The following is a 19,506-nucleotide window of genomic DNA, read 5'->3' as shown; positions in this document are numbered from 1 at the left end:
CGCAAATGACCGCCGTCCGCGCGTGCCGATGTCCGTTTCCGCGGCCGCGCGTGCCGCGTTCAGTACGGCGGGAGCCCGTCCCCCGGCCGGTCCGGGCCGGCCGTCTCCAGGAGGGTGAGCAGGGCGCGGGCGGCCGGGCCGGTCGCCCCCTGCGGCGGCAGCAGCGCGACCGTCTCGTACCGTGTGTCGCCCACGCCCTCCAGGGGGAGCGCGGCGAGCGCCGGCCGCTTGTGCCGGAAGTGCCGGGGGACGACGGCGATCCCGAGGTTCTCGTCCACCAGGTCCAGCAGACCGTGCACGTCGTTGACCTCCAGCGCGACCGTGCGCCGGACCCCCGCCGCGGCGAACACCGTGTCCGTGGTGCGGCGCGGCCCCCAGTCGGGCTGGAAGTCCACGAACACCTCCCCGGCGAGGTCGTCGGGGCCCAGCACGGCCGCGGCCGAGGCGAGCCGGTGGCTGGGATGGCACAGCACGGTCATCGGCTCACTGGTCAGCGGCACCGAACGGAGCTGGTCGGTGTCGGCCCGGGTGCGGTAGGCGAAGGCCAGGTCCAGCCGCCCGGCCGCGACCTCCTCGGCCAGCGCCCCCGAGCCGGCCTGCCGCAGCCGGATCTCCACGTCGGGGTGCCGGCCCCGGAAGGCGGCGAGCAGCCCCGCCACGTGCACCCCGGCGATGCACTGCTCGGTGCCGAGCGCGAGCGTGCCGCGCAGCACGCCCTGCACCGCCGCCACCGCCTCGTGCGCCGAGCGCACCTGCGCCAGGATCCGCTCCGCCTCGACCAGCAGCGCCCGCCCGGCCTCCGTCAGGGTCACCCGGCGGGTGGTGCGCACGAACAACGGCGCCCGCAGCTCCCGCTCCAGCGTCCTGATCGACGCCGACAGACCCGACTGGGACACCATCAGACGTTCGGCGGCCCGGGTGAAGTGCTGGTCCTCGGCGACCGCGACGAAATGCTGGAGATGACGCAGTTCCATGATTGAGCAGCCTAACCGCTGAATTCCATCGGATTCTCCTGTTGGACCGCTGCCCCGGCTCCGGGGAAGAGTGGAGATCGGTAGACCGTGTGCCAACCCCTCTGGAGTCGCGTTGTACACCGCACACCCCGACCGTTACGCCGACATGCCCTACCGGCGCACCGGGCGCAGCGGGCTGAAGCTGCCCGCGCTGTCGCTCGGCCTGTGGCACAACTTCGGGCCCGACCGTCCCGTGGAGACCCAGCGCGCCATCCTGCGCCGCGCCTTCGACCTGGGCGTCACCCATTTCGACCTGGCCAACAACTACGGCCCGCCGCCCGGCGCCGCCGAGTCCGCGCTCGGCGAGGCCCTCCGGGCCGACTTCGCGCCCTACCGCGACGAGCTGGTCATCTCCACCAAAGCCGGCTACCTGATGTGGCCCGGCCCGTACGGCGAATGGGGCTCGCGCAAGTACCTGCTGTCCTCGCTGGACCAGAGCCTGACCCGGCTGGGCCTGGACCACGTCGACATCTTCTACTCGCACCGCCCCGACCCGGACACCCCGCTCGAGGAGACGATGGGCGCCCTGCACACGGCGGTGCAGCAGGGCAAGGCGCTCTACGTCGGCGTCTCGAACTACTCCGCCGAGCAGACCCGCGAGGCCGCCCGCATCCTGGCCGACCTCGGCACCCCGCTCCTCATCCACCAGCCGCGCTACTCGATGCTCGACCGGCGCCCCGAGGACGAGGGCCTGCTCGACGCGCTGGACGAGATCCAGGCCGGCTCCATCGCCTACTCCCCGCTCGACCAGGGCCTGCTCACCGGCCGCTACCTCGACGGCATCCCCGAGGACTCCCGGGCCGCGAGCGACAGCCCGTTCCTCAACTCCGACGCGGTCACCGAGGACCTCGTCGGCCGGCTGCGCGCGCTGGACGAGATCGCCACCTCCCGCGGCCAGACCCTGGCCCAGCTCGCCCTCGCCTGGGTGCTGCGCGGCGGCCGGGTCACCTCCGCGCTGGTCGGCGCGAGCAGCCCGCGGCAGCTGGAGGACAGCGTCGGCGCCATCCGCAACCTGGACTTCGACGCGGAGGAGCTGGAGCGGATCGACGCGATCGTCCGCGCGTAACCCGCACCACCGACGCCGGCCCACTGTCCGCCGGGGCCCTCCCCGACCTCCCGCCCCCGGAGCCCCCGGAGGACACCCACCGCCGACAGCCCGGCTGCCCCCGGCAACCGGGCTGTCGGCAAGCCCCACCCCTCCCGCGGTCCCGCCGCCCGGTGTCCCGCCTTCGCGGCAGCCCGCCTTCGCGTTGGCCGGCCCGGGCGCCCGCGCATTCCGTTCCGCTTCACTTCGCGCCCCCGGCCCACGCCACCCCGCCCGCCCCCGCCGGCCGCGCCGCTCCCCGGCCCGCGCAGGCCGTGCCCGTACGGGCCGGGGGTGTGGTGGTACCGGGTGGGGCGCGTCGGCCGTGTCAGGGGGAGGGCGGGACGCGGTCCAGGAAGCCCAGGACCTGACGGATGCGGCCCTCGTCGTCCAGGGTGACGACGTCGAAGCCGGCGACCGGTGCGGAGCCGTCGGCCTCGTTCACCAGTTCCCAGGCGAAGCGCGCGGTGTCGTGGTGGCCGTCGACCGGTCCGAGGGGACGGAACACGAAACCGGGGAACTGCGCGTGCGCCGCCGTGATCACGGCGGCGATCCCGTCGTGCCCGCGGACGTCGGCGAGGGGGTCGGTGTAGCCGCCGTCCACGGTCCACGCGGCGGCGACCGCCTTCGCGACGGCCTCCGGCCCGGTGGCGTTCCAGGCCTCGAGGTAACGGGCGGCGGCGTTCTCGTGACGGTCGGTGTGCGTGGTCATGGCGAAGCATCCTCCATCGAGGTCGTCCGTGCTGGTCAGGTCCCGGACGCGGGGTCCGCCGCTCCGGTGTGACCACCATGCCGCGAGGCGGGGGAAGGGGTCGATTACCTCCGGGGTCATCCCAGCGTCGCCGTACAGCCCGGTTCATTCCGGCCAGAACGGACGGTGAATATGCCAACAGACTGGCCGGAAAGGAATGGTGACAGTGTTTTGGGAGTGGCGATACTCGAAGGTCAGGGGGCACTTCACCGCACAGGAGCCGCACGGGGGACGAGAGGCCGGACCGGCAGTCAGCGAGGCGACCGGGGAGTGAGACGTGCACGACGAGTTCCTGTGCCATGTCACGGCGTACGGGATCTGTGGCGGCCGGCGCATCGGCGTACCGCTCGGCACCTACCGGGCGCCGACCCTGGCGCTGGCGTTGTGGTGGCTGCGGGACCGGGCGTCCTGGATCGCGGAGCGGCTCGACCCGAGCCCGGAGGATCCCGCGTTCCCCGCGGGCGCGCTGGTGCCGGTCGCGGTGACGGTGGCCGACGTCCCCGCCCTGCTGCGCGCCTGGTGCGCCGACGACGCCCGGCAGGAGCGGGCCGCCGACGAGCTCGCGGACGGTCGGCTGCTGCGGATCGCCGCGAGCGACGACACGACGGAGTACGAGCTGCTCGCCGAGTCCGTCGACGCGCTGCGGATGCAGCGCGCCGGCCCGGGCCTCGTCCTGCCCGTCGCCTGACACGTGTCCGTGGAGCCCGACCGGCTGTACCGGCTCCGCCGCTCCGGGGGGCGACCGGGGGGACGGATCGGTGGATCGCGGCGCCCTCCTGAACGACGGCCGCGACCCGTACCGAGACCACGCGGAGCTGCGCCGACGCATCGGCTCGGTCCCGTAGGACGGCACCCCGCGCCCCTGGCTCACCGTCCGGCGGGCGGTACCCGCAGAGCGCCCCGCGGTCGTGAGGGCCCGCGGCTCTCCTCTTTCGGAGTACAGTCCCACCCCGGCCGCCGCGCGCGGCGGGGATACGCATACGGTGGACTGGCGGGCCGGGCTCGGGGTACGAGGACTGGTGCGACACCGGCCGTACCGGGCTTCCGAGAGAGACAGCATGACCGAGCACCTGGGCGGGGCAGTGATACCGACTGGCTTCGACGTACCGGTGGAGCCGTTGCGACGCGCGGCCCACTACACCGGCGAACCCGGTTGCATCGCCGACGCGCGCGCGTTCGCCGCCCGGTTCCTGGAGCAGCTGCGGACCGAGTGGTGCGCCCCGGCCGACAGCCGCGCGGACGGTGAGCTGCTCCTGGTCGTGAGCGAGCTGGTGACCAACGCGGACCGGCACAGCAGCGGTCCGTACATCCTGGAGCTGGAGGGCACCAACAGCGTGGTCGCCGTCTCCGTGTACGACAGCAGCACCGCGCTGCCCCGCCGCTACCCCAGGGACCCGCAGCGGGTCGGACGGCACGGCCTGGAGATCGTGCACGCGCTGGCCTCGGAGGTCACCGTGGAGCGCGTACCGGTGGGCAAGCGGGTCCGCGCCCGTTTCGAACTCGCGCGCTGACCGCGGAGCCGCCCCCGCCCCGGGCGGGTCAGGCGCAGCCGAGTTCGCCCAGCATGCCCTGGCGCAGCCGGGCGATGATCCGCTTGATGAGCCGGGAGACGTGCATCTGGGAGCAGCCGAGCCGCTCACCGATCTCCGCCTGGGTGGCCTCCTCGACGAACCGCAGACGCAGGATCTCCCGGTCCCGGTCGCTCAGCTCCGCCATCAGCGGGGCCAGGGCGTGGAAGTCCTCCACGAGCCGCAGCCCCTCCTCCTCCACGCCGATGAAGTCGGCGAGCACGGCCTCGCCGTCCTCGGGGCCGTCGCCGGTGAGCGCCGCGTCGAGGGAGGCGGAGTTGTAGCCGTTGGAGGCGATCTGCGCCTCGACGACCTCGGCCCGGGAGATGTTCATCAGCGTGGCCAGTTCGGCGACCGTGGGGTCCCGGTCCAGCCGGCTCGACAGCTCCTCGCGCGCCTTGGCCAGCTCCACCCGCAGCTCCTGGAGGCGGCGCGGCACGTGGACCGCCCAGGTGGTGTCACGGAAGAACCGCTTGATCTCGCCCGTGATGTAGGGCAGCGCGAAGGAGGTGAACTCGACCTCGCGGGTCAGCTCGAACCGGTCGATGGCCTTGATCAGACCGATCATGCCGGTCTGGACGACGTCCTCCATGTCGTCGCCGCGGCCCCGGAACCTGGCGGCGGCGAACCGCACCAGCGACATGTTCATCTCGATGAGGGTGTTGCGCGCGTACTGGTGCTCGCGCGTGCCCTCCTCCAGCTCGCCGAGCCGGCGGAAGAACTGGCGGGACAGGTCCCGCGCGTCGCGCGGGGCGACGGCCCCGGGGTCCGCGATCCCGGGCAGTGGTCCCTCGCCCGTCCCGTCCCGCTCGGTCCTCATGGTGACCTGTGCCTGTGACCGGATCCCGGCGGCGGTCCTCATTGCCTCTCCCACGGAAGTCAGGGTGCGACGTCTGCCTTGGCGGCCTTCTGGATGCCGGGCCCCGTCCACGAGTGTGTGGCGGAGCGGGTACCCGGTATCCGCAGGACCAAGCGTACCTGGAGCGATCTTCACCCTCCGGATACCCGCGGTCACGGCGCGCACGCGCCCGCGCGCCCGAACCGGCGGGAAACCGCCGTTCCGCGATGCCCGGACCGGCGTTCCCCTCTGGGCGGAACGCCGGCCCCTTGTCTCATCCGGCGCCGCTCCTAGGCTGACGGGATGAGCAGCGAGGTGAGCGGAGAGACCCGGAAGGCCGCCCGGCGGCCGGTGCCCCTACCGGTGCGGGGGCCGCGGCCCACGCCACGGGAGCCGCTGTGGCGCGACCTGGTCGGCGCGGTACTGCGCCGGGAACGGCGGGCCCAGCGGCGCACCCTCAGGGAGGTGGCCGACGCGGCCCGCATCTCGCTGCCGTACCTGTCCGAGATCGAACGCGGCCGCAAGGAGGCGTCCTCGGAGGTCCTCGCCGCCGCCGCCCGCGCGCTCGGCCTGGGACTGGGGGACCTGCTGTCGCTCGTCCACGGGGAGCTGACGCCGGCGGAGCCGGTCCGCCGGCCGGTCCCGGGCCACCGGCCGGCCGCCGCGCCGCACCCCTCGCGCCAGTCGCCCCCGTCGGCTCGCGCGCACCAGGGGCTCTGCCTGGCGGCCTGACCGGCGGACCGATGAGTTTCGCGGCGCGCGGCGGTCGACAGGGGTGACCGCGTTCCGCGCTTTTGGGAGGTACCCATGACCACCGACGGTTTCGTCACGTGTCTCTGGTTCGACGGCCGGGCGGAGGAGGCCGCGCACCACTACGCGTCCGTGTTCGACGACTCCCACGTGGACCGCGTCGTGCGGTGCACCGACGCCGGGCCCGGCCCGGCCGGCTCCGTGCTGACCGTGGAGTTCACCGCCAACGGCCAGCGGTTCCTCGCACTCGACGGGGGTCCCCAGTTCCGTTTCAACGAGGCGGTCTCCTTCCAGATCCTCTGCTCCGACCAGCGGGAGATCGACCACTACTGGACGAGGCTCACCGAGGACGGCGGCGAGGGCGGCCCCTGCGGCTGGCTCAAGGACCGGTTCGGCGTCTCCTGGCAGGTGGTCTACGCCCCGCTGCTCGACATGATCGGCGATCCGGACCCGGAGAAGGCCGCGCGCGCCACCCGGGCCATGATGACCATGGGGAAGCTGGACGCCGAGGCCCTGGAGAAGGCGTACGCGGGGGAGCGGCCGGACCCGGTCCCGGCTCGGCGCGCGGGTCCGGTGCCGCGTGGCTAGCGTGAACACCCGGGACACACCGCACCAGGAGGTCACGACCATGGCCGTGCAGCCCGAGGGAACGCCCTGTTGGGCGGATGCGATGTTCGGTGACATCGAGGGCGCCAAGCGCTTCTACGCCGATGTGCTCGGCTGGACCTTCGGCGAGTCGTCGTCGGAGTACGGCCACTACACGCAGGCCTACGCGAACGGCAGGGCGGTGGCCGCCGTGGTCCCGCCGATGCCCGGCCAGGACGGCCGCTCGCAGTGGTGCCTCTACTTCGCCTCGCCGGACGCCGCCGCGACCGCCGAGCGGATCCGGCATCACGGCGGCGAGGTCCTGATGGAGCCGATGCGGGTCGGCGACCTGGGCACGATGTGCCTGGGCCGGGAGCCCAGCGGGGCCGTGTTCGGCGTGTGGCAGGCCGGCCGGCACGAGGGGTTCGAGGCGACGGCCACGCCCGGCGCGTACTGCTGGGCGGAGGTCTTCACCCGGGACCCGGAGCGGACGGACGCCTTCCTGGCCGCCGTCTTCCCCTACCGGATGAAGGAGATCGACGACGACGCGGTGGACTTCCGGATGTTCGAGGTGGGTGAGGACACCGTTCTCGGCCGGATGCGGATGACCGACGACTTCCCGCCGGAGGTGCCCTCGTACATCAACGTCTACTTCACCGTGGACGACTGCGACGCGGCCGTCGCCCGGGCCACCGGGCTGGGCGCGGTCTGCCGGTTCGGCCCCATGACCAGCCCGTTCGGCCGGTTCGCCGCGCTCAGCGACCCTCAGGGCGCCAACTTCACGGTGATCGACGTCACGACCACCGAGGGCGGCATGCCGAGGACCAGGGACGTCTGACCGCACCGGTCGGCATCCCCGTACAGCGGCCTCCGCGGCCATGGCATGATCGTGCGCATGCGTGAACGTGTGGTGGCCGCGTGCGACGGGGCTTCGAAGGGCAACCCCGGACCGGCCGGATGGGCCTGGGTCGTCTCGGACGACGACGAGCGGACCCCCGCCGGATGGGCGGCGGGCCCGCTCGGCCGGGCCACCAACAACGTCGCCGAACTGACCGCCCTGGAGCGGCTGCTCGCGGCCGTCGACCCGGACGTGCCGCTGGAGATCCGGATGGACTCCCAGTACGCGATGAAGGCCGTCACCACCTGGCTGCCCGGCTGGAAGCGCAACGGCTGGAAGACCTCCGCCGGCAAGCCCGTCGCCAACCAGGACCTGGTCGTGCGCATCGACGAACTGCTCGGCGGCCGGTCCGTGGAGTTCCGCTACGTGCCCGCCCACCAGGCCGACGGCGACCCGCTGAACGACTTCGCCGACCGCGCGGCCAGCCAGGCGGCCGTCGCGCAGGAGCCGGCCGGCAGCGAGCTGGGTTCACCGGAGCCCCCGCCGTCGCCGGACACCCCGGTGAAGGCCGGAGCGCCGCGCCGGAAGACGCCCCGGCGCACCGGCGCCACCGGCGGTACCGGGTCCCCCCGCACCATCAAGGCGAAGTTCCCCGGCCGCTGTCCGTGCGGTCGGTCCTACGCGGCCGGCGAGAAGATCGCCAAGAACGCCCAGGGCTGGGGCCACCCGGAGTGCGCCACCGTCTCGTCCTGATCAGCTGTCGAACGTGTAGAACGCCGTGTGGTCCAGCAGGTCCGCGGGACGCACGGTGTTCCACGGCTTCATGGTCTCGCCCAGGTCCACCACGTCCTGTGTGCCCCCCGTCGGCAGGTAACCGCTGCCCGGGTGGCGCCGCTGCCACTCCGCCCACAGCTTGTCGACGTAGGCGTGGTGCAGCCAGAACACCGGGTCGTTGGGGGAGACGCCGGTGGCCATCTGGCCGCCGACCCAGACGTGCACCCGGTTGTGCAGGTTGACCCCGCGCCAGCCCTCCAGGTGGTTGCGGAAGCCGTCGGAGGCGCTGTTGTACGGCGCCATGTCGTACGTCGTCATGGACAGCACCGACTCGACCTCGGCGCGGGTCGGCAGTTCGCGCACGGACGTGCCCAGTGAACGGCGCAGGAAGGTGCGGCCGTCCACCCGCACCTCGATCGGCCAGTTCCCGGCCGACGCGGCGAACGGGCCGTCCATCACCCGCCCGTCGGTGCTGCGTCCGGTGCCGCCGAGGAAGTCCGGCGCCCACAGGGAGGCGCGCACCGTGCGGTCGGTGCTCCAGTCCCAGTACGGCAGGGTGACCGTCGGGTCCACGGACCGGAGCGCCTGCTCGAAGTCGAGGAGGAATCTGCGGTGCCAGGGCAGGAAGGAGGGGGAGCGGTGGCCCGTCCGCTCGCCCGTGTCGGTGTCCGCCATGATGAACTCGTTGTGCGTGCGGACGAAGTCGTCGTAGCGTCCGCTGCGCTTGAGCTCGAGGACGGCGGCGACGAACCGACGCTTCTCGTCGGCGGTCAGGGCGGCCTGGTTCTTGCGTACCGTCATGGTGCGTGGTGCTCCGGGATCGTTGCTGGGGCGGTCAGTTGGCGGGGAACGGCAGCAGCACGGCACCCTGGAGCTCGTCCACCGCGGCCCGGGCGGCGGCGCGCGGGGTGGGCACCGGGTCGTAGTGGCTGACGACGCTGATCCAGCTGCCGTCGGCGTTGCGCATCACGTGCAGCTGCACGCCGTCGACGAACACCGCGTAGCCGCCGCCGTGTTCGTGGTGGTGTCCGTCCATGGTCGACGGACGGCCCTGTATCCGGCGGCCCTTGTAGACCTCGTCGAAGGAATCGGGCGCGGTGGGCTCGTGGTGGCCGGCGGCGGACGCGGTGGGCGCGGCGAGGCCGGCGGCCGTGACGGTCGTGGCGACGGCGGCTGCCGTGGTGAGCGCACGGCGCCGGGTGATACCGGGCATGCGAGTCCTCCTCAGGAGTGGTGGGGTGTGTCGACGCATGCCTATCGGGCATTCCGGGAACGGAAGAAATCGCCCGGAACGGGTTGGCCGTGATCCGGACAATCGCTCACATGTCGTACAGAATTGAAGTAAGATGATCTTGCTGTGATCCGGTGCGGCCGTACTGCGGAACGGGCAATTCCTTGCCGGTGCGCCCCGCTTCCCGAAGATCCTTTCCGGGGGCCGCCCGTCCGAGTGGCGCGGCTCACCACGCCAGGCTGACGCGATCGCGCGGGTGGGCGGGACTGCTACGGTCCGATGCCGTTCCACCACGTCCGGTGACAGTCAGGGGTGCGCGCGTGAAGGTCGTCTGTGTCGGAGGCGGGCCCGCGGGCCTGTACCTGGCCATCCTGCTCAAGCGGCAGGACCCGTCCCACGACGTCACCGTCCACGAACGCGACCCCGAGGGCTCCACCTACGGCTGGGGCGTGACGTACTGGCGGGGACTCCTCGACCGGCTCCAGGAGCACGACCCCGAGTCGGCGCGGGTGGTCGAGGAGCACTCCGTCCGCTGGGACGAGGGGGTCGCCCACGTCCGGGACCTCGCCACCCGCCACCACGGTGACGAGGGCTTCGGCATCGGCCGGCACCGGCTGCTCGCACTCCTCGCCGGCCGGGCCCGCGCCCTCGGCGTCCGCCTGGAGTACGAGAGCGCCATCGGCGAACCGCCCGCCGGCTCCGACCTCGTCGTCGCGGCCGACGGCGTGCACAGCGCTCTGCGCACCGGGCACGCCGGGCACTTCGGCACCCGGGCCGCCTCCGGCCGCAACCACTACATCTGGCTCGGCACCACCAAGGTGTTCGACGCCTTCACCTTCGCCTTCACCGAGACCCGCCACGGCTGGATCTGGGCCTACGGCTACGGCTACGGCGACGGCCACAGCACCTGTGTCGTCGAGTGCTCGCCGGAGACGTTCACCGGCCTCGGCCTGGACCGGGCGGACCGGGCCGAGGGCCTCGTACTGCTGGAGAAGCTCTTCGCCGGCGTCCTCGACGGCCATCCCCTCGTCGCCAGGCCCGGCGCCTCCTGGCAGACGTTCCGCACCCTCACCAACCGCACCTGGCACCACGGCAACCTCGTCCTGCTCGGCGACGCCGCCCACACCACCCACTACTCCATCGGCGCCGGCACCACGCTCGCCCTGGAGGACGCGATGTGCCTGGCCGGCGCCCTGAAGGAGCACGCCGCCCTGCCCGACGCCCTCGCCGCCTACGAGAGCAGGCGCCAAGCCGAACTGCTCGCCGCGCAGAGCGCGGCCCGCTACAGCGCCCAGTGGTACGAGAACCTGCCGCGCTACATCCACCTGCCCCCGCACCGGATGTTCGCCCTGCTCGGTCAGCGCCACTCACCCCTGCTGCCGTACGTGCCGCCGCAGCTGTACTACGGCCTGGACCGGGCGGCCGGACGGCTGGAGGCGCTCCGCCGGCTCAAGCGCTGGCTCGGCCCCCGCGCCGCCCGCGCCCTGCACGCCCGCTCCGCGGCCCGCCGCGACTGACCCCGCACGGACCCGGGCTCCCCGCGGGACCGACGGAAGGGCGTTGGTGAACAGCCATTCACCCGATAAGGTGAATTGTTATTCACCGCATCGCCGTGCCGTCCCGCAGGAGCCCCGATGGAGCAGCCAGCCGACATACCCACGCCGCCCGGCACCGGCACGCCGCCCCGGGCGCGCGACCGGTTCACCATCCCGGTGCTCGCGTCGGGCGGCATCCTCATGGCGGTCATGCAGACCGTGGTCGTCCCCCTCCTGCCGGACCTGCCCCGGCTCACCGGGTCGTCGCCGGCCGCCGTCTCCTGGATGGTCACCGCGACCCTGCTCTCCGGCGCCGTCCTCACCCCGGTCCTCGGCCGGGCCGGCGACATGTACGGCAAGCGCCGGGTGCTCACCGGCGCGCTCGCCCTGATGACCGTCGGCTCGGTGATGTGCGCGCTCTCCTCCGACATCCGCGTACTCATCGCCGCCCGCGCGCTCCAGGGTGCCGCCGCCTCCGTCGTCCCGCTCTCCATCAGCATCCTGCGCGACGAACTCCCGCCCGAACGCCGGGGATCGGCGGTGGCGCTGATGAGCTCCACCGTCGGCATCGGCGCCGCCCTCGGCCTGCCGCTCGCCGCGCTGGTCGTGCAGTACGCCGACTGGCACACCATGTTCTGGCTGACCAGCGCGCTCGGCGCGCTCGGTGTCACGGCGACCTGGTGGGCGGTGCGCGAGTCGCCGGTGCGCGAGCCGGGCCGCTTCGACGTCCTCGGCGCGCTGGGACTGGCCGCCGGACTGGTCTGCCTGCTGCTGGGCGTCTCCCAGGGCGGCACCTGGGGCTGGGGGAGCGGGCGGGTCCTCGGGCTGTTCCTCGCGGCCGTCGCCGTCCTCGCCCTGTGGTGGCGCCAGCAGCTGCGCGGCGCCCGGCCACTGGTCGACCTGCGCCTGGTCACCCGCCCCCGGGTGGGCCTGTCGCACGTGGCGGCCCTGCTGACCGGGTTCGCCTTCTACGCCAACTCGCTGGTCACGGCCCAGCTGGTGCAGACCCCCCAGGGCACCGGCTACGGCCTCGGCCTGTCCATCGTCGCGACCGGGCTGTGCCTCCTGCCCGGCGGCGTCACCATGCTGCTGTTCTCCCCGCTGTCGGCCCGCATCTCGGCCACGCGCGGCCCCCGTGTCACCCTCGCCCTGGGCGCCGCCGTCATCGCCTGCGGGTACGCGCTGCGCATCGCCGACAGCCGCGACCTGTGGATGATCATCCTGGGGGCCACCGTGGTCGCGACCGGCACCACCCTCGCCTACTCCGCGCTGCCGACCCTGATCCTGCGCGCCGTCCCCGCCGCGCAGACCGCCTCCGCCAACGGCGTCAACGTCCTCATGCGCACCATCGGACAGGCCGTCTCCAGCGCGGCCGTCGCCGCCGTCCTCGTCCACCACACCAGCCCCCTCGACGGCGTGCCCGTGCCCACCCTGCACGGCTACCTGCTCGCCTTCGCGATGGCCGGCGCCATCGCGCTCGCCGCCTGCGCGGCGGCCCTGACCATCCCGGGCGACGAGCCCGCCGACGGCGGCCGGCGCGCCCGCGGGGCCACCCGGGGCGCGCGCGACGGGGCGATGGAGGGAGCATGAGAGGCATGACCGCACCGGCCGGCCGCGAGGCCGCCCCCGCACGCCGGGACGCCGAGGCCACCAGGGCCGCCATCCTGAAGGCCGCCCGCCACCTCCTGGCCCGGCACGCCCACGCCGACATCACCCTGCGGGCCGTCGCCGAGCGGGCCGGCGTCAGCGCGCCCCTGATCCTGAAGTACTTCGGCAACAAGGACGCCCTCTTCGCCCGGGTGATGTCCTTCGACACCGACGCCGACGCCCTGCTGGACGCCCCGCTGCCCGACCTGGGCCGGCACATGGTCCGGCACGTGCTGTCCAGCCAGCGCGACCGCGGCGCCGACCCGCTGCTGCGCATCGCCTTCGCCCCGCTCCACGGCGACCACGGCGACATCCTGCGCGCCAACTTCCGCGCCCAGGTCACCGAACGGCTCGCCGCCCGGCTCACCGGCCCCGACGCGGGCCTGCGCGCCGAACTCGCCGTCGCCGCGCTCGTCGGCCTCGGCGTCATGTACGGCATCGCCCGCGGCCCGCACCTGCGCGGGACCGACGCCGACACCGTCGCCGACCGCTACGGGCCCGCCGTCCAGGCGCAGCTGACGCCCGGCCGCTGAACTTCGGCGGGCCCCGCGCCGGAGCGGCCGGTTCCGCGGGGCGCCGTGCCGGGTGACAGACTGGGCCCATGGACGAACGCGTAATCGGCAGGTCGGGTCAGTGGGCATCGGTGGTCGGACTCGGCACGTGGCAGCTGGGCGCCGACTGGGGCGACGTGGACGACAAGGAGGCCCTGTCCGTCCTGGAGGCGGCGGCCGAGTCGGGTGTCACGTTCTTCGACACGGCCGACGTGTACGGCGACGGGCGCAGCGAGGAGACCATCGCCTCGTTCCTGCGCGGCCGTCCCGACCTGCACGTGCTGGTGGCCACCAAGATGGGGCGCCGGGTCGAGCAGGTCCCCGAGAACTACGTCCTGGACAACTTCCGCGCCTGGAACGACCGGTCGCGCCGCAACCTGGGCGTCGACCGGATCGACCTGGTCCAGCTGCACTGCCCGCCCGCCGCGGTCTACTCCTCGGACGCGGTGTTCGACGCCCTGGACACCCTGGTCGAGGAGGAGCGCGTCGCCGCGTACGGCGTCAGCGTGGAGACCTGCGCGGAGGCGCTCGCCGCGATCGCCCGCCCGAACGTGGCGAGCGTGCAGATCATCCTCAACCCGTTCCGCATGAAGCCCCTGCGTGAGGTGGTGCCCGCCGCCCGCGAGGCCGGCGTCGGCATCATCGCGCGCGTGCCCCTCGCCTCCGGCCTGCTGTCCGGCAAGTACACGCGGGACACCGTGTTCGCGGCCAACGACCACCGCTCCTTCAACCGCCACGGCGAGGCCTTCGACCAGGGCGAGACCTTCTCCGGCGTCGACTACGCCACCGGCGTGGAGGCCGCCGCAGAGTTCGCCGCGCTCGCCCCCGAGGGGTACACCCCGGCCCAGCTGGCCCTGCGCTGGATCATCGAGCAGGACGGCGTCACCACGGTGATCCCCGGGGCGCGCAACCCGGAGCAGGCCCGCGCCAACGCCGCCGCGGCCAAGCTGTCGCCGCTGCCGCGGGAGACGTCCGCCGCGATCCGGGAGCTGTACGAGCGCCGCGTCAAGGACCAGGTGGAACACCGCTGGTAGGCGCCGGTGCGCCGACCGTTTGAACGAACGGCCGTCCGGTTACACGCACCGCATGACGGAGGCAGGACGACGCACAGGCCGCGACGAGACCGAGGAGGAGCGGGCGGATCGCAAATGGGGTGAACTCATCCAGGAGGTCCGCGTCGCCCAGACGGGCGTGCAGATCCTGTTCGGCTTCCTGCTGACCGTCGTCTTCCAGCCGAAGTACGTACGGCTCACCGACACCGACCAGGTCATCTACATCGTGACCGTCGTCCTGGGCGCCTGCGCCACCGGAGCCCTCATCGGACCCGTCTCCCTGCACCGCCTGGTCTCCGGCCGCCGCGTCAAGCCGCAGGCCGTACGACTGGCCTCCCGGCTGACGTTCGTCGGCCTGTTGCTGCTGCTGGCCACGATGACGTCGTCGCTGCTGCTGATCCTCCGGGTGGCCACGCACGACGCCTACGTGCCGTACCTGGTCACCGGCGTCGTCGCCTGGTACCTGGTCTGCTGGTACGGCCTGCCGCTGTGGGCCCGCAGCAAGCACACGGACCGCTCGGACGACCAGGACGACTGAGCACGGTCCCGTCGGACCCGGAGCGAGTCCGGACGGCACCGGCTGTCCCGACGCATCACGCGCTCGGCGGATCCGGCTCGCGATCGATCCTTTCGGCGCCGGCCAGCAGCACCGGGTGCAGTCGGCGTGCGGCGCTGAACAGCTCGATGCCCAGGAGCCGTCCGTGCGAGTCGTAGTCGAGTATCGCCGAGTCGTCCCAGGCGGGCACCTGCCGGACGGCCTGCCCGGGGGCGATGCTGTCGACGAGGTAGATGTACGCCATGTCCGACGACGCGTCGTGCTCGACCCGCATGACCGGCCTTCCCCGTTCTTCGCCGACCCCGGGTGTCAGGGCCTGCTCTCCCGGAGAGCCTACCGATCCGGAGATCGCCTCGACAGACCCCGCGACGGGCCGTGCGAGCGTGCGCGAACAGGCCGGGGGCCGCGGGTCCGGCGTGGCGCCGGACCCGACCGCGGGCACCGGTACGGCTATTCGGCCGCGGAGAGGATCTCCTCCAGCAGTTCGTCCACCGCGACGCGCTCTTGGCCCGGCGGGACGACCTGGTACGTCTCCCGGAGGAAGGAGGCGATGCCGGGCGCCCAGGCGAACACCACCGCGTGGTGCCGGCCGCCGTCCGGCCGCGCGTCCCCGAGGAACTCCAGGCGCAGTTCGTGCCACGGGCCGGTGGCCTCCGGCCGCATCCGCACGTCGCCGACCCCGACCGGTCTGACCAGGGCGTCCGAGAGCATCTGCCGGTCCAGCCGCCAGCAGGCCAGCACATGACCGTCGTGCGCGAAGGCGGCGGTGACGGCGAACGGGTCGTCGGCGTCGTAGCTGAGGTGGGCCAGCACCGGACACCGGCCGGTACCGTGCGCAAGGAGCTGCACCACCAGGGTCTTGTGCACGAACGAGTTCACGCGGGGGCCTCCGGGACGATCGGCGTAGAGCCCTCTAGTACCCCGGTAGCGCACGAGATGCTCATCCGAGCGACTGATTCCCTGAGTGGTGCGCGCCACGGCCGGCCGGAACGTCCCGGCGGCGGTCAGGCGAACGCCTCCCGCAGGGCCGGCAGCAGGGTCTTCGCCGACCAGTCGATGAACTCCGGCTGGGAGTCGCCGCCGATCTGCACCAGGGCCACCTCTCCGAACCCGGCCTCCGCGTAGGGCCGTACCGCCTCGACGAACGCCTCCGGGTCGTCGCCGCACGGGATGGCGGAGGCGACGTCGTCCTCGGTGACGAACTGGGTCGCGGCCTCGAAGGAGTCGGGGTGCGGCAGCTCGGCGTTCACCTTCCAGCCCAGGCCGAACCAGCGGAACTGCGAGTGGGCCCGCTTGACGGCCCTGTCGCGGTCGGTGTCGAAGCAGACCGGGAGCTGGCCGACCCGGGGCTTGCCGCTGCCGCCGTGCCGGTCGAACGCCTCCAGCAGGCCCGGCTTCGGCTCGGTCGCGATGACCAGGTCGGCGAGGTGTCCGGCGAGCCTGCACGAGCGTTCGCCGGAGACGGCGAGACCGATCGGCGGCGCCTCGTCCGGCAGGTCCCACAGCCGGGCCGACTCCACGTCGTAGTGCTGCCCGTGATGCGTGACGTGGCCGCCCTCGAACAGCGCGCGGATGATCTGCACGGCCTCCTCGAGCATCTCGTGGCGTACGTCCACCGGCGGCCAGCCGCCGCCCACGACGTGCTCGTTGAGGTTCTCGCCGGAGCCGAGGCCGAGCCGGAACCTGCCCTCGGACAGCAGCTGCACCGTCGCCGCCTTCTGCGCCACGATCGCCGGGTGGTAGCGCAGGATGGGACAGGTGACGTAGGTCATCAGCGGGATCCGCGAGGTGGCCTGGGCGGCGGCGCCCAGCACGCTCCACGCGTACGAGGCGTGTCCCTGGGAGCGCAGCCACGGGAAGTAGTGGTCCGACGTCACGGAGAAGTCGAAGCCGGCCTCCTCGGCCCGCACCAGGTGGTTCACCAGGTCACGGGGGCCGGCCTGCTCGGTCATCATCGTGTATCCGATTTGCACCATGGGGAGCGAGTCCCCGGCTCGGCCGCCGGAAAACGGCCGGCGGCCACCCGGTCAGTCCTTCGGCGGACGGAAGGTCCCGAGAAAGGTCCGCAGCGCCAGCCGGCCGGCCGCGTTCCCCCAGGCCCCCGCCGGGGTGGTGAAGCGCAGCGAGAAACCCCGCTCCCCGCCCAGCAGGCACCCGCGCCCGAAGGTGTGGACGCGTGAGCCGCCCGAGCCGGACAGCCACTCCAGGTCGGCGGCCCTGCGCCCCTGGTAGGTGGTGGCGCGGACGGCACCGAGGCGGTGGTAGCCGGGCAGCCTCGCCAGGCCGGGCTCGACGTCGTCCCGCCAGACGGCGACCGGGTCGGGGCCGACGCGGTCGCTGTAGGTCACGGCGAGGGCGGTCCGGTCACCGCCGCGGCCGAAGGTGACCCGGTAGGCGGCGCCGGCACCCCGGGAGGTGACCAGCCGCCGCCAGCCGTCGGGCAGCGCCACCGAGAAGCCCTCCGGTGCGGTGTAGGGGTGGTAGCCGGCCGGCAGGGCGGGGGAGGCGGACGGAGCCGGGGCGGGCGTGGCGGCGCCACCGGTGCGCCGGTCGGGGGGGCCGGCCGGGGCGGTGGCGCGGCGCGCCGGCCCGGCGGTGTCCGCGCCCGGCAGCGCGCCGGCCGCCGTCAGCACCGCGGCGGTGACGGCGGTCACCGCGAGGGCGAGCACCGCGCCGACGGTGGCGAGCCGCCGGCCGCGCCCGGGGCCGTCGGCGGCCCGGTCCGCGCCGGGCGCCCCGGGCGTCGGCGGGCGGTGCTCCGGGCCCGTCCCCGGGTCGCTCCCCGACTCCCCGTCCTCGGCCAGCGCCCGGGTCAGGGCCTCCCGGACCACCGGCCGGGTCAGCCGCTCCCGCGCGTCCTTGCGCAGCAGTCCCTGCACGGCCCGGGTGAGCGGGCCGGCCCGCAGCGGGGCGCGCAACGGCAGCCGCTCGACGGCCCGCAGGGTGGCGCCGGGCCGGCCGCGGTCCCGGAACGGCGGCCGGCCCTCGACCATCGTGTACAGCAGCGCCCCCAGCGCCCACAGGTCGGCGGCGGGGCCGGGGCGTTCGTCGCGGGCCTGCTCCGGCGAGGCGTAGGAGGGTGCCGTCAGCCGGGGCGCCGGGGTCGCGCCCGCCAGTCCGAACCCGGTGACGACGGCGGGGCCGCCGTCCCGCACGAACACCTGGCCGGGGCTCAGTTCCCCGTGGGTGATGCCCTCGTCGTGCGCCGCCCGCAGCACGTCCAGCAGTTCCAGGCCGGTGCGCGCGGCGCGCACGGGGGACAGGGGGCCCTCCCGGGCGAGGAGTGCGGCGAGCGGTGTGCCGTCGATCCACTCGGTGACCGTCCACAGGGTGCCGGCCTCCACCACGGCGTCGACGACCGCGGCGACCTGGCCGGGACGGAGCAGCCGCATGGCCTCGGAGGTACGCACCACCCGGGCCGTGACCCGGCGCGCGGTGTCCTCGGCGACGGGGCTCGGCAGGGCCGTCTGCGTCACCAGGCGGGGCCGCTGGGCGGCCGTGTCCTCGGCGTACCACCAGAGGCGGTTCGTCTCGCGGGCGAAGACCTCCATGAGCCGGTACCGCCCGGCGATCCACTCGTGTGCGGAGACGTGCGCCTCGACCATGGTCATCCCTCGCTGAAGCCCCTGCCGCCTGTCTCCCAGAGGTACGCGGGGCGCGCGGGGGTGCGTTCAGCGAATCCTCGATTCACGCCCCCTTTCTGCCTTTCGTTCATGGGTTCGAAGGTGCGTGCGGCGCCGGAAACGGCCACCCGTCCCGGCGCCGGCGGTGTCACAGCAGCCCGAAGCGCTCCGCCCAGCCGAGCAGTTCCCGGGGTGCGGTGTTGCCCCCGCACACCACCAGCCCGATGCGGGCGCCGGCGCCGGCCCGAGCCGCCACCTGCCGGGCCGCCGGCAGCAGACAGCCCGCGGCCGGCTCCGCCCACACCTTGGCGTGGTCGGCGAGGTCCAGGCAGCCCCGCACCGCGTCCCGGTCCGGCACCACCAGGACGTCCTCGACGAGAGCCGACACGTGGTCGTACGTCAGCTGGGCGACCGCGGGCGCGCTCAGGGTGGTGACCAGGGAGGACAACGGCACCGGTACCGGGCCGCCCGCCCTGAGCGCGCCGGACATCGCCTCCGCGCCCTCGGTCTCCACGCCCCACACCCGCACCCCTGGGCGCCGGGCGCGCAGCGCCACCGCGACCCCCGCGATCAGACCGCCACCGCCCACACTGACCACGACGTCCGTCAGCTCGCCCGCGTCCTCGGCCAGTTCCAGCCCCACGGTGCCCTGCCCGGCGATCACCACCGGGTCGTCGAACGGGTGGACCAGGGTGAGCCCCTCGTCCCGCAACCGGGTCACCAACTCGAAGGCGCTGTCCATGCCGTCGGTGAGCCGCACCGACGCCCCGGCCTCCTCGGCGAGCGCGAGGGAGCGCGCGGGCGCGGTCCGCGGCATCACCACGGTCGCCTTCACGTCGAGGGCCGCCGCCATCACGGCCAGCGCGACACCGTGGTTGCCGCCGCTGACCGCGACCACGCCGGCCGCCCGTTCCGCCTCGCTGAGCGAGAGCAGTCTCGCCGTGGCGCCGCGCGCCTTGAACGAGCCCGTCCGCTGGAGCAGTTCCAGCTTGGCGGTGACCGGGACGCCGAGCAGCGCGCCCAGACCGGGACTCGGGACCGTCGGTGTCCTGACGACGTGTCCGGTGATCCGCTGTGCCGCGGCTTCGATGTCCGAGATGCCGATCACGG

At 73.8% G+C, this 19,506-nt stretch carries 22 protein-coding genes; 12 read left to right on the top strand and 10 right to left on the bottom strand.

All coding sequences use genetic code 11. The features are described from left to right. Positions 1 to 59: 59 nt before the first annotated feature. Entirely contained in the window at positions 60 to 974 is a 915-nt protein-coding gene (locus ACIQVT_RS24800; protein WP_403757974.1) for a LysR family transcriptional regulator, read from the bottom strand. A gap of 112 nt (positions 975 to 1,086) precedes the next feature. Here ACIQVT_RS24800 and mgrA point away from each other — a divergent pair, with 112 nt between their 5' ends. Continuing rightward, on the top strand, positions 1,087 to 2,079 hold the full coding sequence (gene mgrA / locus ACIQVT_RS24795; RefSeq protein WP_403757971.1) for an L-glyceraldehyde 3-phosphate reductase: 993 nt from the start codon (positions 1,087 to 1,089) through the stop codon (positions 2,077 to 2,079). Between the two features lie 346 nt (positions 2,080 to 2,425). Here the strand turns inward: mgrA and ACIQVT_RS24790 are convergent, their stop codons facing one another. Further along, a complete protein-coding gene (locus ACIQVT_RS24790) occupies positions 2,426 to 2,809 on the bottom strand; it encodes a nuclear transport factor 2 family protein (protein WP_403757969.1) in 384 nt (127 codons plus the stop codon). Positions 2,810 to 3,125: 316 nt separating this feature from the next. Here ACIQVT_RS24790 and ACIQVT_RS24785 point away from each other — a divergent pair, with 316 nt between their 5' ends. Beyond that, positions 3,126 to 3,536 (top strand): hypothetical protein, encoded by a 411-nt coding sequence (locus tag ACIQVT_RS24785; RefSeq protein ID WP_403757966.1) that lies wholly within the window; start codon positions 3,126 to 3,128, stop codon positions 3,534 to 3,536. 370 nt (positions 3,537 to 3,906) lie between these two features. Then, positions 3,907 to 4,359, top strand: coding sequence for an ATP-binding protein (locus tag ACIQVT_RS24780; protein WP_403757963.1), 453 nt, complete (start codon positions 3,907 to 3,909; stop codon positions 4,357 to 4,359). Between the two features lie 28 nt (positions 4,360 to 4,387). Here the strand turns inward: ACIQVT_RS24780 and ACIQVT_RS24775 are convergent, their stop codons facing one another. Further along, positions 4,388 to 5,278: an RNA polymerase sigma factor SigF gene (locus ACIQVT_RS24775; protein WP_403758654.1), complete on the bottom strand. Its 891-nt coding sequence runs from the start codon at positions 5,276 to 5,278 to the stop codon at positions 4,388 to 4,390. A gap of 279 nt (positions 5,279 to 5,557) precedes the next feature. Here ACIQVT_RS24775 and ACIQVT_RS24770 point away from each other — a divergent pair, with 279 nt between their 5' ends. From ACIQVT_RS24770 to ACIQVT_RS24755, 4 genes are all read left to right on the top strand, one after another. Beyond that, a complete protein-coding gene (locus ACIQVT_RS24770; protein ID WP_403757959.1) occupies positions 5,558 to 5,986 on the top strand; it encodes a helix-turn-helix domain-containing protein in 429 nt (142 codons plus the stop codon). Positions 5,987 to 6,061: 75 nt separating this feature from the next. After that, positions 6,062 to 6,592, top strand: a complete 531-nt coding sequence (locus ACIQVT_RS24765; protein WP_403757957.1) for a VOC family protein — start codon at positions 6,062 to 6,064, stop codon at positions 6,590 to 6,592. 40 nt (positions 6,593 to 6,632) lie between these two features. Next, on the top strand, positions 6,633 to 7,427 hold the full coding sequence (locus tag ACIQVT_RS24760; protein ID WP_403757954.1) for a VOC family protein: 795 nt from the start codon (positions 6,633 to 6,635) through the stop codon (positions 7,425 to 7,427). 45 nt (positions 7,428 to 7,472) lie between these two features. Continuing rightward, the gene (locus tag ACIQVT_RS24755; RefSeq protein ID WP_403757951.1) at positions 7,473 to 8,180 is read left to right on the top strand and encodes a ribonuclease H; all 708 of its coding nucleotides are present in this window, start codon (positions 7,473 to 7,475) and stop codon (positions 8,178 to 8,180) included. Here ACIQVT_RS24755 and ACIQVT_RS24750 read toward each other — a convergent pair whose 3' ends face one another. Together ACIQVT_RS24750 and ACIQVT_RS24745 are read right to left on the bottom strand one after the other, a co-directional pair. Next, on the bottom strand, positions 8,181 to 9,002 hold the full coding sequence (locus ACIQVT_RS24750; protein WP_403757948.1) for a tyrosinase family protein: 822 nt from the start codon (positions 9,000 to 9,002) through the stop codon (positions 8,181 to 8,183). A gap of 34 nt (positions 9,003 to 9,036) precedes the next feature. Further along, on the bottom strand, positions 9,037 to 9,414 hold the full coding sequence (locus ACIQVT_RS24745; RefSeq protein ID WP_403757945.1) for a tyrosinase cofactor: 378 nt from the start codon (positions 9,412 to 9,414) through the stop codon (positions 9,037 to 9,039). A gap of 338 nt (positions 9,415 to 9,752) precedes the next feature. Here ACIQVT_RS24745 and ACIQVT_RS24740 point away from each other — a divergent pair, with 338 nt between their 5' ends. The 5 genes from ACIQVT_RS24740 (at position 9,753) to ACIQVT_RS24720 (ending at position 14,755) form a co-directional block, all read left to right on the top strand. Further along, positions 9,753 to 10,949 carry an FAD-dependent monooxygenase gene (locus ACIQVT_RS24740; RefSeq protein WP_403757942.1) on the top strand — a complete coding sequence of 399 codons (1,197 nt, stop codon included), beginning with the start codon at positions 9,753 to 9,755 and terminating at the stop codon, positions 10,947 to 10,949. Between the two features lie 117 nt (positions 10,950 to 11,066). Then, positions 11,067 to 12,557 carry an MFS transporter gene (locus tag ACIQVT_RS24735; protein ID WP_403757939.1) on the top strand — a complete coding sequence of 497 codons (1,491 nt, stop codon included), beginning with the start codon at positions 11,067 to 11,069 and terminating at the stop codon, positions 12,555 to 12,557. Further along, positions 12,554 to 13,147, top strand: a complete 594-nt coding sequence (locus ACIQVT_RS24730) for a TetR family transcriptional regulator (RefSeq protein WP_403757936.1) — start codon at positions 12,554 to 12,556, stop codon at positions 13,145 to 13,147. Before ACIQVT_RS24735 ends, ACIQVT_RS24730 begins: the two co-directional genes overlap by 4 nt. A 68-nt stretch (positions 13,148 to 13,215) precedes the next feature. After that, positions 13,216 to 14,199 (top strand): aldo/keto reductase, encoded by a 984-nt coding sequence (locus ACIQVT_RS24725; protein ID WP_403757933.1) that lies wholly within the window; start codon positions 13,216 to 13,218, stop codon positions 14,197 to 14,199. Between the two features lie 52 nt (positions 14,200 to 14,251). Next, positions 14,252 to 14,755, top strand: a complete 504-nt coding sequence (locus ACIQVT_RS24720) for a DUF6328 family protein (protein WP_403757930.1) — start codon at positions 14,252 to 14,254, stop codon at positions 14,753 to 14,755. 55 nt (positions 14,756 to 14,810) lie between these two features. On the opposite strand, the gene ACIQVT_RS24715 is transcribed toward ACIQVT_RS24720, so the two are convergent. The 5 genes from ACIQVT_RS24715 to ACIQVT_RS24695 all read right to left on the bottom strand — a co-directional run bounded on the left by ACIQVT_RS24715 (position 14,811) and on the right by ACIQVT_RS24695 (position 19,504). Then, positions 14,811 to 15,047: a DUF2283 domain-containing protein gene (locus ACIQVT_RS24715; protein ID WP_403757927.1), complete on the bottom strand. Its 237-nt coding sequence runs from the start codon at positions 15,045 to 15,047 to the stop codon at positions 14,811 to 14,813. A 176-nt stretch (positions 15,048 to 15,223) separates the two neighbouring features. Next, positions 15,224 to 15,652, bottom strand: coding sequence for an SsgA family sporulation/cell division regulator (locus ACIQVT_RS24710; RefSeq protein ID WP_403757924.1), 429 nt, complete (start codon positions 15,650 to 15,652; stop codon positions 15,224 to 15,226). Between the two features lie 125 nt (positions 15,653 to 15,777). Next, positions 15,778 to 16,749: an LLM class F420-dependent oxidoreductase gene (locus ACIQVT_RS24705; RefSeq protein WP_403757921.1), complete on the bottom strand. Its 972-nt coding sequence runs from the start codon at positions 16,747 to 16,749 to the stop codon at positions 15,778 to 15,780. 51 nt (positions 16,750 to 16,800) lie between these two features. Further along, positions 16,801 to 18,384 carry a protein kinase gene (locus ACIQVT_RS24700; protein WP_403757918.1) on the bottom strand — a complete coding sequence of 528 codons (1,584 nt, stop codon included), beginning with the start codon at positions 18,382 to 18,384 and terminating at the stop codon, positions 16,801 to 16,803. 160 nt (positions 18,385 to 18,544) lie between these two features. Then, complete coding sequence (locus tag ACIQVT_RS24695) at positions 18,545 to 19,504, bottom strand: threonine/serine dehydratase (protein WP_403757915.1); 960 nt, start codon at positions 19,502 to 19,504, stop codon at positions 18,545 to 18,547. Between the last annotated feature and the right edge of the window lie 2 nt (positions 19,505 to 19,506).

Source organism: Streptomyces sp. NPDC100445, assembly GCF_044759735.1.
Lineage (GTDB): Bacteria > Actinomycetota > Actinomycetes > Streptomycetales > Streptomycetaceae > Streptomyces.
This window is presented reverse-complemented; position numbering and strand designations above follow the sequence as displayed.

Bases quoted from the DNA above. Each gene is read 5' to 3' on its own strand.
- ACIQVT_RS24715 (WP_403757927.1), bottom strand. From the start codon at position 15,047: ATGCGGGTCGAGCACGACGCGTCGTCGGACATGGCGTACATCTACCTC.
- ACIQVT_RS24735 (WP_403757939.1), top strand. From the start codon at position 11,067: ATGGAGCAGCCAGCCGACATACCCACGCCGCCCGGCACCGGCACGCCG.
- ACIQVT_RS24750 (WP_403757948.1), bottom strand. From the start codon at position 9,002: ATGACGGTACGCAAGAACCAGGCCGCCCTGACCGCCGACGAGAAGCGT.
- ACIQVT_RS24725 (WP_403757933.1), top strand. From the start codon at position 13,216: ATGGACGAACGCGTAATCGGCAGGTCGGGTCAGTGGGCATCGGTGGTC.
- ACIQVT_RS24765 (WP_403757957.1), top strand. From the start codon at position 6,062: ATGACCACCGACGGTTTCGTCACGTGTCTCTGGTTCGACGGCCGGGCG.
- ACIQVT_RS24730 (WP_403757936.1), top strand. From the start codon at position 12,554: ATGAGAGGCATGACCGCACCGGCCGGCCGCGAGGCCGCCCCCGCACGC.
- ACIQVT_RS24760 (WP_403757954.1), top strand. From the start codon at position 6,633: ATGGCCGTGCAGCCCGAGGGAACGCCCTGTTGGGCGGATGCGATGTTC.
- ACIQVT_RS24800 (WP_403757974.1), bottom strand. From the start codon at position 974: ATGGAACTGCGTCATCTCCAGCATTTCGTCGCGGTCGCCGAGGACCAG.
- ACIQVT_RS24720 (WP_403757930.1), top strand. From the start codon at position 14,252: ATGACGGAGGCAGGACGACGCACAGGCCGCGACGAGACCGAGGAGGAG.
- ACIQVT_RS24745 (WP_403757945.1), bottom strand. From the start codon at position 9,414: ATGCCCGGTATCACCCGGCGCCGTGCGCTCACCACGGCAGCCGCCGTC.
- ACIQVT_RS24705 (WP_403757921.1), bottom strand. From the start codon at position 16,749: ATGGTGCAAATCGGATACACGATGATGACCGAGCAGGCCGGCCCCCGT.
- ACIQVT_RS24780 (WP_403757963.1), top strand. From the start codon at position 3,907: ATGACCGAGCACCTGGGCGGGGCAGTGATACCGACTGGCTTCGACGTA.
- ACIQVT_RS24755 (WP_403757951.1), top strand. From the start codon at position 7,473: ATGATCGTGCGCATGCGTGAACGTGTGGTGGCCGCGTGCGACGGGGCT.
- ACIQVT_RS24790 (WP_403757969.1), bottom strand. From the start codon at position 2,809: ATGACCACGCACACCGACCGTCACGAGAACGCCGCCGCCCGTTACCTC.
- ACIQVT_RS24775 (WP_403758654.1), bottom strand. From the start codon at position 5,278: ATGAGGACCGCCGCCGGGATCCGGTCACAGGCACAGGTCACCATGAGG.
- ACIQVT_RS24770 (WP_403757959.1), top strand. From the start codon at position 5,558: ATGAGCAGCGAGGTGAGCGGAGAGACCCGGAAGGCCGCCCGGCGGCCG.
- ACIQVT_RS24700 (WP_403757918.1), bottom strand. From the start codon at position 18,384: ATGACCATGGTCGAGGCGCACGTCTCCGCACACGAGTGGATCGCCGGG.